At 74.5% G+C, this 13752-nt stretch carries 16 protein-coding genes; 5 read left to right on the top strand and 11 right to left on the bottom strand.

Annotation, left to right across the window (positions count from 1 at the left end):
* Window positions 1-3: 3 nt before the first annotated feature.
* The 9 genes from ABZX11_RS25090 to ABZX11_RS25050 all read right to left on the bottom strand — a co-directional run bounded on the left by ABZX11_RS25090 (window position 4) and on the right by ABZX11_RS25050 (window position 9932).
* Window positions 4-1128 carry a glycosyltransferase family 4 protein gene (locus tag ABZX11_RS25090; protein WP_354916975.1) on the bottom strand — a complete coding sequence of 375 codons (1125 nt, stop codon included), beginning with the start codon at window positions 1126-1128 and terminating at the stop codon, window positions 4-6.
* Complete coding sequence (locus tag ABZX11_RS25085; protein ID WP_354916972.1) at window positions 1125-2234, bottom strand: glycosyltransferase; 1110 nt, start codon at window positions 2232-2234, stop codon at window positions 1125-1127. The genes ABZX11_RS25090 and ABZX11_RS25085 overlap by 4 nt, the downstream gene beginning before the upstream one ends.
* Complete coding sequence (locus tag ABZX11_RS25080) at window positions 2231-3652, bottom strand: oligosaccharide flippase family protein (RefSeq protein WP_354916970.1); 1422 nt, start codon at window positions 3650-3652, stop codon at window positions 2231-2233. Before ABZX11_RS25080 ends, ABZX11_RS25085 begins: the two co-directional genes overlap by 4 nt.
* Complete coding sequence (locus ABZX11_RS25075; protein WP_354916967.1) at window positions 3649-4911, bottom strand: glycosyltransferase 87 family protein; 1263 nt, start codon at window positions 4909-4911, stop codon at window positions 3649-3651. Before ABZX11_RS25075 ends, ABZX11_RS25080 begins: the two co-directional genes overlap by 4 nt.
* Window positions 4912-5017: 106 nt before the next feature.
* Window positions 5018-5872, bottom strand: a complete 855-nt coding sequence (locus tag ABZX11_RS25070; RefSeq protein WP_354916964.1) for a hypothetical protein — start codon at window positions 5870-5872, stop codon at window positions 5018-5020.
* On the bottom strand, window positions 5869-6912 hold the full coding sequence (locus ABZX11_RS25065; protein WP_254897204.1) for a glycosyltransferase: 1044 nt from the start codon (window positions 6910-6912) through the stop codon (window positions 5869-5871). Before ABZX11_RS25065 ends, ABZX11_RS25070 begins: the two co-directional genes overlap by 4 nt.
* Window positions 6887-8122 carry an O-antigen ligase family protein gene (locus ABZX11_RS25060; RefSeq protein ID WP_354916961.1) on the bottom strand — a complete coding sequence of 412 codons (1236 nt, stop codon included), beginning with the start codon at window positions 8120-8122 and terminating at the stop codon, window positions 6887-6889. The genes ABZX11_RS25065 and ABZX11_RS25060 overlap by 26 nt, the downstream gene beginning before the upstream one ends.
* The gene (locus tag ABZX11_RS25055; protein ID WP_354916958.1) at window positions 8119-9084 is read right to left on the bottom strand and encodes a polysaccharide deacetylase family protein; all 966 of its coding nucleotides are present in this window, start codon (window positions 9082-9084) and stop codon (window positions 8119-8121) included. The genes ABZX11_RS25060 and ABZX11_RS25055 overlap by 4 nt, the downstream gene beginning before the upstream one ends.
* Window positions 9081-9932 carry a hypothetical protein gene (locus ABZX11_RS25050; RefSeq protein WP_354916956.1) on the bottom strand — a complete coding sequence of 284 codons (852 nt, stop codon included), beginning with the start codon at window positions 9930-9932 and terminating at the stop codon, window positions 9081-9083. Before ABZX11_RS25050 ends, ABZX11_RS25055 begins: the two co-directional genes overlap by 4 nt.
* Before the next feature lie 392 nt (window positions 9933-10324).
* Between ABZX11_RS25050 and ABZX11_RS25045 the strand changes: the two genes are divergently transcribed.
* The 4 genes from ABZX11_RS25045 (at window position 10325) to ABZX11_RS25030 (ending at window position 12276) form a co-directional block, all read left to right on the top strand.
* Window positions 10325-10681 (top strand): hypothetical protein, encoded by a 357-nt coding sequence (locus ABZX11_RS25045; RefSeq protein WP_176175515.1) that lies wholly within the window; start codon window positions 10325-10327, stop codon window positions 10679-10681.
* Window positions 10682-10788: 107 nt separating this feature from the next.
* The gene (locus ABZX11_RS25040) at window positions 10789-11139 is read left to right on the top strand and encodes a hypothetical protein (RefSeq protein ID WP_354916953.1); all 351 of its coding nucleotides are present in this window, start codon (window positions 10789-10791) and stop codon (window positions 11137-11139) included.
* Between the two features lie 86 nt (window positions 11140-11225).
* The gene (locus ABZX11_RS25035; RefSeq protein WP_354916950.1) at window positions 11226-11519 is read left to right on the top strand and encodes an ANTAR domain-containing protein; all 294 of its coding nucleotides are present in this window, start codon (window positions 11226-11228) and stop codon (window positions 11517-11519) included.
* A gap of 406 nt (window positions 11520-11925) precedes the next feature.
* Window positions 11926-12276 (top strand): hypothetical protein, encoded by a 351-nt coding sequence (locus ABZX11_RS25030; RefSeq protein WP_176175517.1) that lies wholly within the window; start codon window positions 11926-11928, stop codon window positions 12274-12276.
* Window positions 12277-12550: 274 nt separating this feature from the next.
* On the opposite strand, the gene ABZX11_RS25025 is transcribed toward ABZX11_RS25030, so the two are convergent.
* The gene (locus ABZX11_RS25025) at window positions 12551-12784 is read right to left on the bottom strand and encodes a hypothetical protein (RefSeq protein ID WP_176175518.1); all 234 of its coding nucleotides are present in this window, start codon (window positions 12782-12784) and stop codon (window positions 12551-12553) included.
* 141 nt (window positions 12785-12925) lie between these two features.
* On the opposite strand from ABZX11_RS25025, the gene ABZX11_RS25020 reads away from it, so the two are divergent.
* On the top strand, window positions 12926-13492 hold the full coding sequence (locus ABZX11_RS25020) for a TetR/AcrR family transcriptional regulator (protein ID WP_354916946.1): 567 nt from the start codon (window positions 12926-12928) through the stop codon (window positions 13490-13492).
* Here ABZX11_RS25020 and ABZX11_RS25015 read toward each other — a convergent pair.
* Window positions 13489-13704, bottom strand: a complete 216-nt coding sequence (locus ABZX11_RS25015; RefSeq protein WP_354916943.1) for a hypothetical protein — start codon at window positions 13702-13704, stop codon at window positions 13489-13491. The two genes, ABZX11_RS25020 and ABZX11_RS25015, sit on opposite strands and share 4 nt — an antisense overlap.
* Window positions 13705-13752 lie beyond the last annotated feature (48 nt).

Raw genomic sequence — 13752 nt, 5'->3', positions numbered from 1 at the left:
GCATTACGCGTGATTGGCGGGACGACACACCTTCATCAGCTGGTGGTAGAGGTCCAGGTGACGGCGGGCGCAGGCCTCCGGGCGGTAGCGCTCGTGGGCGCGTTCGGCCAGGAGGCGGCCCAGCCGGCCGGGGTCCCGCTCCGCGAACAGGGCGCGTAGCCGGTCGGCGAGGGCGGGGACGTCGCCCGGTGGGGACAGGAACGTCGGGGCGTCCGGGACGTCGAGCATGGCCGGGACGCCGCCGGTGGCCGTGGCCAGTACCGGCTTGCCCGCCGCCATCGCCTCGGCCACCACCAGCGGCTGTTGCTCCATTGTGGACGGCAGAACCAGCGCGTCCGCGGCAGCCAGCAGGGCCGGGACGTCCGGCCGGAAGCCGAGGAACGTCACGCGGCCCGCCAGCGGCGGCTGCTGTGCGACCCGCTCGGCCGCCGCTCGCTCCGGGCCGTCGCCGGCCACCGTCAGCCGGGCGTCGGGTGGCAGCACCCCCGGCAGGGACAGCGCCGCCAGCAGGTCGAGGATCCCCTTGCGCTCCACCAGGAGCCCGGCGAAGACCAGGTGCCGCACCGGCCCGCGCGGCGGCGTCGGCGAGGCGGGCGACACGCAGTTGTCGATGTGCGCCAGCCGCCCGGACGGCACCCGCAGGCGGCGGCGCAGGAACGCCCCCATCGCTTCGGCCGGCACGACCGTCCGGTCCAGGACGCGGGCGACGACGGCGTCCGCGGCCAGCACCGTCCGGGTGTACGCCGAGGGCCCGGTGGCGCCGCGCGAACCCCGGAACCACGGCTCCGCGACGTCGTCGGGCACGCCGTGGTAGGTCTGGACCAGCGCGGGCCGCGGGCCGAACCGCAGCCCCGCGATCACCAGCCCCGACCGCCGGTCCTGCGCGTGCACGACGTCGGGGCGCCACGCCCGCAGCGCCGCCCGCGCCCGGCCCGCCGCCGCGAGGTCTTCCTTGTCGGCCACCGCGATTTCCTCGTGCAGGCCGTCGAGCAGCGAAGCGCCCCGCGCGGGCACCGGCCCGAAGACGCGGACGTCGTGGCCGTCGGCGGCCAGCGTCGCGGCCAGCCGGACGGTGACGTCCACCGGGCCGCCGCGGTCCTGGGTGAGCAGATAGGCGATGCGGGTCACGAGAGGCGCTCCGACGGGGTGAGTTTGTCGACCAGTGCGGTGACCTGGTCGGTCATCCGCCCCCGGTCGAAGGACAGTTCCACGCGGCGGCGGCCGCGTTCGCCTTCGCGCCGGGCCAGCCCGGGGTCGGCGAGGCGCGTGGCGACGGCGTCGGCGAGCCGGTCGACGTCGCCGGGTGGCAGCACCGCGCCCGCGTCCGCCACGCTTTGCCGCATCCCGCCGACGTCGAACGCGACGACCGGCCGCGCGCACGCCATCGCCTCCAGCGGCACCAGCGCCATGCCCTCGGCGCGCGAGGGGAGGACGACGACGTCCGCGGCGGTGTACCAGGCCGCCGGGTCGTCGGTGTGGCCCGCCCAGCGCACGGACGCGTGTCCCGCCACCGCGTGCCGTTCGCGCCAGAGCGGGCCCATCGGCCCGTCACCGGCGAAGACGAGCCGCGCGTCCGGCAGCCGCCGCAGCACCGCCGGCCAGGCCGACAGCAGCTGGTCCTGGCCCTTGAGCTCGGCGAGCCGGCCGAGGCAGACGGCGATGGGGGCATCCGGAGGCAGCCCGAGCCGGCGGCGGGCCGCGGCCCGGTCGCCGGGGACGAACCGGGTGGTGTCGACGCCGTTGCAGACGACTTCCGCGTCGGCGCGCACCCCCGCGGCCCGCCCGGCGGCCAGTTCGTCGTCGCTCACGCAGACGACGAGGTCGGTCCACCGCGACGCGAACCGCTCCCACGCGGCGGACGCGCGGCGCAGCGGACCGCGAGCCGTTTCGAACGACCACAGGTGTGGCTGGAAGACCGTCGGGCGCCCGCCGCGCACGGCCAGCCGTCCGGCCAGCCCGGCCTTCGAGCTGTGGAGGTGGACGACGTCCGGGTCGAGCTCGGCCAGGAGCCGCCGCAGCCGCAGGGCTTCGACGGCCGAGCCGGGGCCCGGCGAGCGGCCGGCGTGCCAGCCCCGGACGTCGATCCCGAGTCCCCGTGCCTGCTCGGCGAGCCAGCCGGACGGCGGGCAGACGATGGTGACCGACCAGCCGCGGTCCCGTTGGGCCACGGCGAGTTCGAGCACCACCACGGCGACGCCCGCGGTGACGGGCTGGGAGACGTGCACGAGCCTCACCGGAGACCTCCCCGCCGCAGTTCGGCGAGCGCGGTCCGCTGCAGCAGCACCGTCGCCCCGGCGTACCCGGCGACGAGGACCGCCGCCTCGGCCACCACTCCCGGCAGCGAGTTCCCGAACCACGGCCCGGCCACGACCGCGGGCACCGCGCCCGCCAGGCAGGCCAGCGCGACGCGGACGGCCATCCCGCCCAGTTCGGCGGGCGACGGCGCCACGCCGAGCCCGGCCAGCACCCGCCAGGCCAGGGGGACGACCAGCCACGCCGCCGCGCACTGCACCGAGGCGACCGCGCCGATCCCGGCGTGGGTCAGCACCACCAGCCCGGCCGCGAGCAGCACCAGGTGCGTCGTCTCGAGCGCCAGGTACCGGCGGACGTGCCCGGTCGCCTTCACCGCCTGGTACCAGATCTGCAGCAGGCAGATGCCCGCGCCGTAGCCGGACAGCAGCACCAGCGGACCGGCCGCGCCCGCCCACCGCGCGCCCAGCAGGACGACGTGGCCGGAGAGGACCGCGAGCGCCAGGTACAGCCCGCCGGTCACCACGAGGACCGCGCGGGTGAAGCGGGTGACCGCCCCGCCGAGCGGTGCCCCTTCGCGCCGCAGCCGGGTGAACACCGGGAAGGCGACCGCGCCGAGCACGACCGCCACCATGATGTAGGGCACCCAGGCCAGCCGGTACGCCACCGAGTAGACGCCGACCGCGTCCGGCCCGAGCACGTGCCCGACCGCGAAGTAGTCCAGGTTGACCAGCAGCGCGCCGACGACGGCGGCCGGGCCCACCACGGCCACCCAGCGCAGGACTTCGCGCGCCGCCGCGGTGTCCCAGCACGGCCGGACCCCGCCGCGCGCGAGGGCGCCCAGCAGCGGCTGCGCCACCGCCGTGGCCAGCAGGCCGAGTACCAGCGAGAGCGCTCCGGCGCCGCCCACGGCGAGTGCGACGGTCAGCGCCGCACCCAGCACCGCGCTGCCGCCGTCGGGCAGGAGCCGCCGCCGGAAGTCGAGCTCGCGGTGCATCAGGCCCATCTGCACGCCGCCCGCGGCCGAGAACGGCAGGCCGAGCGCGGCCAGCCGGACCAGCCCGGCGGCGTCCGGCGTGCCGAGCAGCGCCGTGAGCGGTCCGGCCGTGGCCACCAGCGCGACGGCCAGCACGATCCCGGCGCCGACGCTCAGCGTGAGCACGGTGCCCGCGGTGCGGCGCGGGTCGAGTTCGGTGCGGCCGATGACGTCGTAGACGCCGATCGACTGCACGACCTGGCCGAGGTTCACCAGCGCCACCGCGAGCGCCACGGCGCCGAGCCGGCCCTCGGTGAGCAGGGCGGCCAGCACCAGCGTGACCAGCATCTGGCTGCTCTTGCTGACCAGGTTGACCACGCCCAGCCACAGCGAGCCGCGGACCGCGCGGGTCCCGAGCGCGGTCACGTGACCCGCACCCGCCGCGCGGCGACCACGGCGAGGACCCACGCGACGACCACCGCGGCACCGTCCACGGTGACCGCCGTGCGCGACCCGAAGAGCGAGACCACCGCGGAGTCCACTGTGTACAAATGGGCGAAGGGGACGGCGAGGGCGAGGACGGCCGGCCCGGCCGCGGTCCACCCCGGCTCGCCCCGGTGCCGCCACCACAGCACGGCCACGACGGCCATCGCGGGCACGGCGATCAGCACGTCACCGGGCTGGTGCACGACGCAGACCACGACGGCGAGCACGGTCAGCAGATCGGCGATGGGCTCCTTCGCCCGCCGGACGAGCAACGCGCTCACGACGAGCGCACCGGCCAGCACCACCAGCTCGGAGGGCGTCCGGCCGGTGACGCGGAAGAACACCGCGGCGATGTCGATGCGTTGCGCGGTCACGGAATCCACCGCGCCGTAGCTGGTGCCGCGGGCGTGGGTCAGGTTCGCGACGATGACGTCGAGGAACGGCCCGACGCCACCACCGCGCACGACGAGGAGCACGACGACGGGCAGGCTGGCGGCCGCGGCGATGGCGGTACCGAGCAGCGCGACCCGCCGCGAGCCGCGGACGAACAGGAGGGCGGTCAGCGGGAAGCCGTACTGCGGCTTCAGCCAGGCGAGCGCGAGCGCGACGGCGGCCAGCCCGGGCCGGTCGCGCCGGGCGAGCAGCGCACCGGCCGCGCCGACGGCGATCAGCGGGTTGACCTGGCCGACGTAGAGCTGCGCCTTCCCGACCTGGCTGGTCACCAGCAGCGCGGCGACGACGGCGGTGGTGACGGCGAAGGGAACCGGGACGTACCGCCGGACGGCGTGCGCGGCCAACGCGGCGAGCGCGACGAGCAGCAGCAGCGAGAAGAGGGTGAACCCGACGGCGCCGACGCGGTAGCCGGGCAGCGCGAACGGGGCGTGCAGCAGCAGGTGGTAGGGCTGGTAGAGGTTGAAGTCCTGGCGCACGGGCCAGTGCGCGAACATCGCGGCGGGGTCGTAGGGGTTGCCGCCGTCGAGGAATTCGCGGACGGGGAAGTAGAGGGCGTCGCGGAAGTCCTGCAGCCGCTCTTCCCCGAGGACGGCGGGGCTGGGCAGCGGTACCTGCCACGACGGTTTGACGGCGTGCCAGGCACTCGCGGCGCCGGCGAGGGTCGCGAGGAGGAGGACGAGCCGCTGCTTCGGGGACAGCCGTGCGTCGCCGGACTGCGGGGCGGCGGTGGGTTGTCGCGTGGTCATGCCGGGACCCCCGCCGGATCGACCGCCACGCGCCGGCTCGTGGTCGGACCTTCGACGCCGATGCGGGGAGGGGTGGCCGGGTGGTGGGCCGTGGGCGGTCTGGGGCTCATGCCAGCACCACCGCCACCAGCACCGCGTCGGCGGGCAGCACGCCCACCGTCGCCGTCAGGCCGTCCTGGTCCCGGCCGCCCTGCGTCACCGCCACCACCGAAGCGCCTTCGCCGTGCTCCTCCGGGAGGCCGGCCGCCAGCTTGGCCGCCGTCTCGGTCAGCTCCGGTGCCGCCGGGAGCACCCGGACCGGGCGTCCGGCCGCGCGGCACAAGACCGCCAGCCGGTCCGGGGTCGCCGGGTCCTCCTCCCGCAGCACCGCCACCGGGCGTCGGACCCCCGCCGCCGCCAGTGCGCGGCGGACCGGGCCGGGGCCGGCACCGAACGGGGTCAACCGGCGCAGGGCCGCCGTCGCCAGGCCGGCCGCGACCGCGCCGACCAGGGCCAGGCCGCCCACCAGCGGCACGTCCGGCGCGATCGTGATCACCTCCGGCCGCGAGTCCAGCGTCCGCAGCTTCGCGGCCGGGGCGAGCAGGTCGGCATCGATCATCGCCTTGCCCAGCGCCATCGCCGCCGCACCCGCCTGCTCCGCCGAGGGCGCGCGCACCGACAGCCGGGCGAGGCCGGAGGCCGGGACCAGCTCGACGGACACGTGCCCGGCCAGCTCGTCCGGGCGGTACCCGGACACCGGCGCCGCCGCCTGCAGCACCGACGGGCTGCGGGCCAGCTCGACCAACGCGGGCAACGCCAGCGAAACGACTTCGCCGTACGGAGCACCCTCCGGCCCGGCGGGCCCGGCGAGCAGGCTGACCCGGCCCTGGTACTCCGGGCCGCGCGTCAAGCCGGCCAGCAGCACCAGCAACCCCACCAGCAGCGCCACGACGACGCTCAGACCGACATCGCGGGACTTCATCGGGCACCTCGGAGCAGCTCGTCGTAGGACTTCATCAGCGTGTGCGGGTCGTAGTCGCGTTCGACGGCCCGGATTCCTTCGGCCGCCGCGGTTTCCCGCGCCGCCGGGTCGAACAGCAGGCGGTCGAGGGCCGCGGTCGTCGCGGCCGGGTCCCCGGGCGGCACCACGATCCCGCCGCCACCGGACAGCACCCCGCCGATCCCGCCGACGTCCGTCGCGACCACCGGCCGCCCGGCCGCCATCGACTCCAGGACCGCCAGCGGCAGGCCCTCCCAGTCACTGGTCAGCACGGTGACGTCGGCCGCGGCGAGCAGGTCCGGCACGTCCGTGCGGGTCCCGAGGAACTCCACCCGGCGGCCCAGTGCCTGCGCCCGGCGCTCCAGCTCCGGCCGCAGGCTGCCGTCGCCGGCCAGCCACAGCACGGCGTCGCCGCCGACCGCCGCCCACGCGTCCAGCAGCACGTCGTGGCGCTTCTGCGGTTCGAGCCGGGCCAGGCACAGCGCGACCGGCGTCGTCTCCGGCACCCCGAGTGACGCGCGGATCTCCGCGCGGCCGAACACCGGCGGCCGCGGGAACACCGCGTTGCGGAGCACCACCGGCCGCGTCAGCCCCGACGCCGCCAGCCGGTCCGCGGCGGCTGTCGAAACCGCGACGACCCGGCCGGACGTCCGGCGCAGGATCCGGGCCGCGGCCGGGTATTCGTCGTCGGCGACGCCGTGGAAGACGGTGATCGGCCGCCGTCCGGCCAAGCGCGTCACCAGGCTCGCGCCGACGTTGTGGGCCAGCACGACATCGGGCCGGAACCGCGACACCGCCCGGCGGGTCGCCCACGCCGCCTTCAGCACCCCCGCCTTGCTGCGGCGGGCGAGCGGCACGGGGAACGTCGGCGTGCCGCCCGCGGCCAGTTCGTCGGCGCGGAAGCCGCCGCCGCTGGCGACGGCGGACACCCAGCCGTACTCCTCGCCGCGGGTCACCAGGCCGGCCACGAGCGTTTCCGCCCCGCCCGCCCCCATTTCACTGATCACGTGCAGCACCCGCATCGGCGCTTCCCTCTCCTTCTCGAACCCGGGCTTCGGCCGCGGCGGCGAGCGCGGCCAGCGACCACAACGGCAGGTAGTACTGCTCCGACAGGAACGTCGAGGTGACCAGCACGGCCAGCAGCGACGCCTGGATCGCGACCGCTTCCGTCCGCCGCGGTCCCGGCCCGGCCAGCCGGACCGTCCGCTCGCTCGCCACCGCGGCGACGCCGACCACCCCGGCGAACAGCGCGAACCCGGGCAGGCCGAGCTCGGCGGCGACCTCGAGGTACATGTTGTGCGCCACCGGTGTCTGCTCGTCGACCTCGGCGTTGTGCGACTCGGCGGCGTAGTGCTCGCGGAACCCGCCGGGGCCGACGCCGAGCACCGGGTGGCCGGTCAGCATCCGGGCCGCCGCCTGCCAGCGCAGCTCGCGGGTGTCCACATTGGTCGCCGCGATGAAGCTCTTCTCCTGCAGCGCCCGGTCCAGCTGCGGCCCGGCGAACAGCAGGGCACCCAGAGCCAGGCCGGCCACCGCCACGGCCACCGCGGCCAGCACCCGCCACGGCACCACCCGGCGCAGCAGCAGCCAGCCGACCGCGGCGGCCAGCCCGAGCCCGCCGCCGCGGGAAAACGTCGCGGTCGCCCCGGCCACCAGGACGATGCCCGCGACGGTCAGCGGGAACCCGCGGCCGCGGCGGTGCACCGCGGCGAGCAGCGGGACCGCGGCGACGAGGAAGTAGGCGAGGTCGTTCGGGTCCGGTTGCGGTCCGCTCGCGCGGGCTTCGCCCTCGGCGACCAGGCTGAAGAGGGCACCGGCCCCGGCGACGGTCGCGCCCGCCGCCGCGGCCAGCAGCAGCCACCGGATCGGCACCTCACGGCTCGCGACGTCCGCGAGCGCCGCGGTGACCACGAGGAAAGGCAGCCACCGCACGGTGTATTCGGCGGTGAACTCGCCGGCCGCGTGCACGGACGCCGTCACCGCCAGCACCACGGCGAGGAGCGCGAGGACGGCGGGCAACGGCGCCGGGCGCGGCGGCTGCCGCCGTCGGATCCGCACGGCGAGCCAGACCACGGTGAGCAGCGCGGGCGCGGCCTTGCCGAGCTGGCTCTGCACGGCCGTCAGGTAGCCCTCGACCGGCGCCAGAGCGACGGTCGCGCACGCGAGGACCCGCAGCGCCGTTGTCTCACGGGCTTCGCGTGCTGAGGGCCTGACGACCGCGATCGTCGTCATCTCCCGATGTCCAACCTGGTCACCGGCCGGGTGCGCCGCACGCTCGTCCGGCCGACGAACTCGCCGGTGCCGACGACGTCGAAGTGCTCCCGCAGCGCGGAAAGCACCCAGCCGAGCCAGGCCACCTTCCGCGCGCCCGGCGCGGCCATCCCGGGGAAGAACTCCATCCCGGGCGCGTCGGCGGCGCCGAGGACGTCGGTGGGGTGCAGCAGCAGCGACGGCGCCACCCCGCGGGCGCGGCAGAGCCGCAGTGCCGCCCGGAAGTACCCGCGGGCCAGCCGCGGCGAGACCGCCAGCAGCTGGAGCAGGTACGAGCCGTGGATCGGCGTGCGCAGCAACGGCATCGTCGTCACCGGGAGTTCCACCAGCGCGCTGCCGGTGCACGTCTGCCAGCGGTAGGCGTGCACCGGCGCCAGCACCCGCGAGACGCCGCCGAACAGCTCGCCCGCCCCTTCGTCGACGCTCTTCGCCGTGCGGTTGTGGTACGCACGGGCCAGCGGGCCGATCCACGTCGGCAGCGTGCTGGCGTCGTAGGCGTAACCGCGCTCGGCGAGCAGCTCGATCAGATCCCGCGTGACGCTGTAACCCGGGCCGCGGAAGCCGGTCGGCCGGGGCGCGCCCGCGGCGGCGATCGCGGCCTCGGTCCGGCTCAGCTCGTCCTCGAGCCGGTCGCGGGAATAGCGGTGCAGCCAGGGTTCGTGGCCGAAGGAGTGGTTGGCCACCTCGTGACCGGCGGCGGCGATCTCGGCGACCGCCTTGGCGCCGTCTTCGCGCACGACATCGGCACCCACGACGAAGACCGTCGTCGTCAGCCCCTGCTCGCCGAGGATCTCCAGCAGCCGCGGCACCGCGGACGGCAGGAAGCTGGGCCGGTCCCGCCAGCCCGGGTCGCCGTGGGTTTTGAGGTAGGCCCACAGGTTGTCGAGGTCGACCGAGACGCTCGCGAGCGGCCGCGGCGTCACGCGGCCTCCCCGGCGAGAGCGGGCGCGCCCGCGCGCGACTGCACGCCGAGCAGCAGGACACCGCACACGACCACGGCGAGCCCGGTGGCCACCCACGGCCCGTGCCCGGCGACGACGTGGTCGCCGAGGGCGGCGATGCCGGTGACCGACGCCAGCACGATCGTGGTCGCGTCGGCGGTGGCCACCACGGCGGCGGCCGGCCCGCGCTGCAGGGCCGAAGCCATCGAAGCCTGGCCGAGCACGGCGGCCACGAGCATCAGCCAGGTCAGCGGCTGGAGGGGCAGGGCCGCGAGCTCGAGGTGGGCGAGCGTCCGGCTGGCCACCGCCACGACGGCGAACGCCACCCCGGACAGGACCGCGGCCGGCAGGAACGTCGCCGCCCGGCCCGCCGGGATCATGGCCAGCCCGGTCGCGACCACCACGGCCACCAGCGCGAGCACCCCGGCAGGCGGCAGGTCCGTGGCGACCGAGGCCGACGACGAACCGGCGAGCACGATCAGCCCGGAAGCCAGCAGCACCAGCGTCATCGCTTCCGCGGTGCGGATCCGCCACCCGAGCACGAGCACGCCGAACGCCGTGGCCAGCCCGATGGCCGACGACGACGCGGTCTGGACCAGGTACAGCGGCAGGGAAGCGCGCGCGAAGAAGGCGAGCGCGAAACCACCGGCCTGACCGGCGAACCCCAGCAGGTACAGGCGGTCGGCCGCGAGCCGGGCCAGCAGCCCCAGCCCCGCGCCCGGCCGGTTTCCGGCCCGCCGCGCGGCGACGCTCTGCGCGACGATCCCGACCGCGTAGAGCACCGCGGAAGCCACGAGCACCGCGTAATCCACCACGAACCACTCCTCCACGTGCCGCACCGCGTACCGGGTGACCCGGCAAAGCGTAGGAACGCGGAAGTGGCTTCACTTTCGAAGGATGGGGTTCCGGAATTCGTCACGCTCCGAGACGAATCTGCGCTCCGGGGGCAACCCCAAAGCGTGACGCATCGCAGGGTTCCGAGGGGCAGAACACGTTGCGTAGTAACAGTTCGGTGTGCGCCGGCGATAGGCAACCGGGGAACGGCGGCGATCTCCGGGTGAGCCACCCGTTCGAGCTATACGAACCCCGGTCAGGGGTTTGCGCACCCCACACGATCGGTGAATCGGCTGGAACGCGCGGCGGGCCGTCAGTACGTTTTTCCCACCAAGGCCGAACAATGCCTTGATTGCCACTCCAGCAATTGTCTTGTCGAGGAGAATTCATGCTGAAGAAAATCGGCTTCGTCGCCGCCGCGATGGCGGCCGGTGCGTTCGTGACCGGCGGGATCGCGGCCGCCGGGACGCCGGACGAGGAGCTGGGCCACCACGGCTACGACCACACCGGTCAGGTCGGCCTGGTGAACCTGAACAACACCGACGCGCTGCACAACGTGCAGGGCACGCTCGGGCTGTGCCACAACAACATCAACGTGCTCGGCGTTCAGGTGCCGGTCCAGGAGTCGCTCAACGGCATCGGCGTGCCGATCCTGTCGCCGGGCGCGAGCGAGGCCGAGGGTGAGACGCCGTACAACTGCGCCTCCAGCGGGCTCGCCGACGGCGGCACCAGCCAGGGCGACTGACACTTTCCGCGGCAGCGGGAAGAATCGATTTCCGAGAATGGCGCGGCACCGGTTTGCGCCGTGGTGCGCCGCCCCGGACGGGGCGGGCAGTTGAGGAGTTCTTTCTCGTGATCAAGCAGCTCGGATTCGTCGCGACCGCGCTGGCCGCCGGTCTGGCCGCCTTCGGCGGCTCGGCCTCCGCGACCACCGTGACGGTCGACGGCCACCCCGGCGACCAGAGCGAGCAGTACGGCCTGGCCAACGTGCAGAGCATCGACGCACTGCACAACGTGAACCTGGACGGCGGCGTCTGCGAAATCCCGGTCAACGTGCTCGGCGTGCAGGTCCCGGTGCAGGAAGTCGCGCAGGGCATCGACGTCCCGATCCTGTCGCCTGGCGCGAGCGAAGCCGACGGCGACTCGCCGTCGAACTGCGCCAGCGGGGCCATTTCGGACGGCGGGACGGCCCAGGGCCGCTGACCGACCTCCGGTGGGAAGCCGTCGCGTGGACACTGTCCGCGCGGCGGCTTTTCGCTGGGCGGAAAACGAGCCGAGGGAGTGCGACCGTGGCCGGTGAGGTGGACCCGGCGGTCGAGAACGCGCAGCTGCGCGAGGCGCTGTCGTCGCGGCCGGTGATCGAGCAGGCCAAGGGGATGGTGATGCTCCTGCGCGGCTGCACCGCCGCCGAGGCGTTCGGCGTGCTGGTCACCGTGTCGCAGCTGAGCAACGTCAAGCTCCGCGACGTGGCCGCGGTCGTCGTGGCCGCCGCCGGGGGCGAAGCCGGGCCGGGACTGTCCGATGCGGACGCCGAGCGCGCGGTCCGCGCGGTGCTCTGCAAGCACTTGCTCGACGCCGGCTGACCGCTGGGAACCGGCGAGGACGGGCGTCGCCCGGCTGCGGGCTCGGCTTGGGGTTCAAGGCCTCGCCGGTTCACCAGCCGGATACCCGCTCCCGGGGTCGAGGGGATCGGGTTTCCGTACCTGCAGACCCTACGGTGTCCGCCGCCTTTCCGTCGCGATTCTCCGGGTGGTTGTTGCCTGAACGAGTGTGCGAATCGGCCGCGCTTTCACGGAATCGGATTTCCGGTGCTAAACCTCACTGACCCGATCGGGCCAATCCGGCCCCGGTCAGCGGGTTGCCGGGCACACCCGATGGTGGCGCGAAGTGGAACAGTTCCCATTCTTTCAGTACGTTTTCCCCACGCGGGACGGAGAACACACCCTCGCCGCCGTCCTGTCCGATGCACCTGTCAAACGAGGAGAACAAATGCTGAAGAAGCTGGGATTCGTCACGGCCGCGATGGCGGCCGGCGCATTCATGGCCGGCGGCGTCGCGGCTGCCGACACGCCCTTCGACCACGACCACCACGGTGGCCACACCGGGCAGCTCGGCCTGCTCAACCTGAACAACACCGACGTGCTGCACAACGTCAACGCCGTGGTCGGCGTGTGCGACAACAACATCAACGTGCTCGGTGTCCAGGTGCCGATCCAGAACTCCCTCAACGGCATCGGCGTGCCGATCCTGTCGCCGGGCGAGCACGAGGCCAGCGGTGAGAACCCGGAGAACTGCGCCTCGGGCGGCCTCGCCGACGGCGGCACCAGCCAGGGTCACTGAGTCCCCGCGCCGCGGCTGCCCGTTGTGTGTGCGGAAGCCGGCCGGGGCGCGGAAACCGGCGCTGCGCCAGTCGTCGTGCGGCGTGCCCGGAACAGGGAGCGAGCTGCACACTCCGGTTCCCCGTTCCGGGCACGCACCGACCCGGCGCCGACGCCGGCACGGGTGGGATCCGGCCACCGGGGATGAGCCGGTGTGCCGGTCCCACCCGGCGCACAACCGAAAACCGTTCAAAAAGACAGCCGCGACCGGAATCCGGTCGCGGCTGTCTTCGTGCCTAGCGGCGGCCGAGCAGCCGGGCGACGACCCCGCGGCGGCGTCTCGGCTCCGGAACGGGCGTGGTCCCCACCCGCAGCACGATGTCGAGCACCGCTGCCCGCTGTTCCCCGGCGGCGCGGGCATAGCCGGGCGACGCCGCCACGGCGCGGCGAAGGTCGTCGGGGTCGGCGGTGCCGGTGTCGAACCCGGTGACCCGGGTGACGTCGATGGGGCCTCGGCACGGTGTTTCCACGCGAAAGTTCTCCTGTGGTCGAGCGGTCCGTACCCGCGTTATCGCTCCGTTATCGCCCGGACGTTACGGCCGTCGTGTCCCTCGGTCAGGTGACCGGGCAACGCACCCGGCCGGGCGCGCCGGGTCTCGTAGGATGCGACGGTGAGCTATTCGACCGACCCGCGCGCGGCCCGCAGCCGGGCGGCGATGGTCGCCGCGGCAAGGAGGTTGCTGGCCGGCGAAGGGCTCGACGCCGTCACGCACCGGCGGGTCGCCGAGGAAGCGGGGGTCGGCCGGGCCACGGTGTACCGGCACTGGCCACGCGCGGATCAGCTGCTGCTCGACGCGATGGGCGGCGCGGACCTGCCGCTGTTCAAGGACCCGGAGCCACCGCTGCGGCCGTGGCTGTGCGACCAGCTGCGCCGGATGGCCGACGAGCTGGCGATCCCCGCGGTGGCCGCCGTCGCGCTCACCTTGGCGCAGTCGGCGCTGGCGGACCCGGAAGCCGCGCACCGGCAGGAGGAGTCGGTCCGGACGATCGAAGAACGCCTGCACGCGGCCATCCGCACGGCGATCGCGGCCGGCGAACTGGTCACGGAGATCGAGCAGGCGGACCTGACGGCCTTGCTGGTCGGCCCGATCGTCTACCGGGCGACGACGCAACGCCGCCCGGTTTCCGGCGCCTTCATCGGCCGGCTCGTCGACAGCGTGGGGACCTGGCGGGACTAGCCCGCGACGGCGATCGCGACAACTGCGAAAGCGAAGTGCGCCACCATCGCCAGCACCCGGATCCAGTCGGTGCGCACCAACCGCACGATGGCCGGGCGCTCGGCCGTTTCCCGGATGTGCAGCTGGATCGGCAGCTGGATCACGGCGAACGAAAGCCAGGACGCGCCCAGTGCCACCAATCCGCCCCAGACAGTTGTCTCGCAGAACGCCATGCTGGCACGCCGGCCACTGCGAGTCAACTGTCTCATAGATTGGCTGGG

It is taken from the genome of Amycolatopsis sp. NPDC004169 (genome assembly GCF_040610315.1).
GTDB lineage: Bacteria > Actinomycetota > Actinomycetes > Mycobacteriales > Pseudonocardiaceae > Amycolatopsis.
The sequence above is the reverse complement of the archived record's forward strand: the minus strand, read 5'-3'. Positions and strand labels throughout refer to the sequence as shown.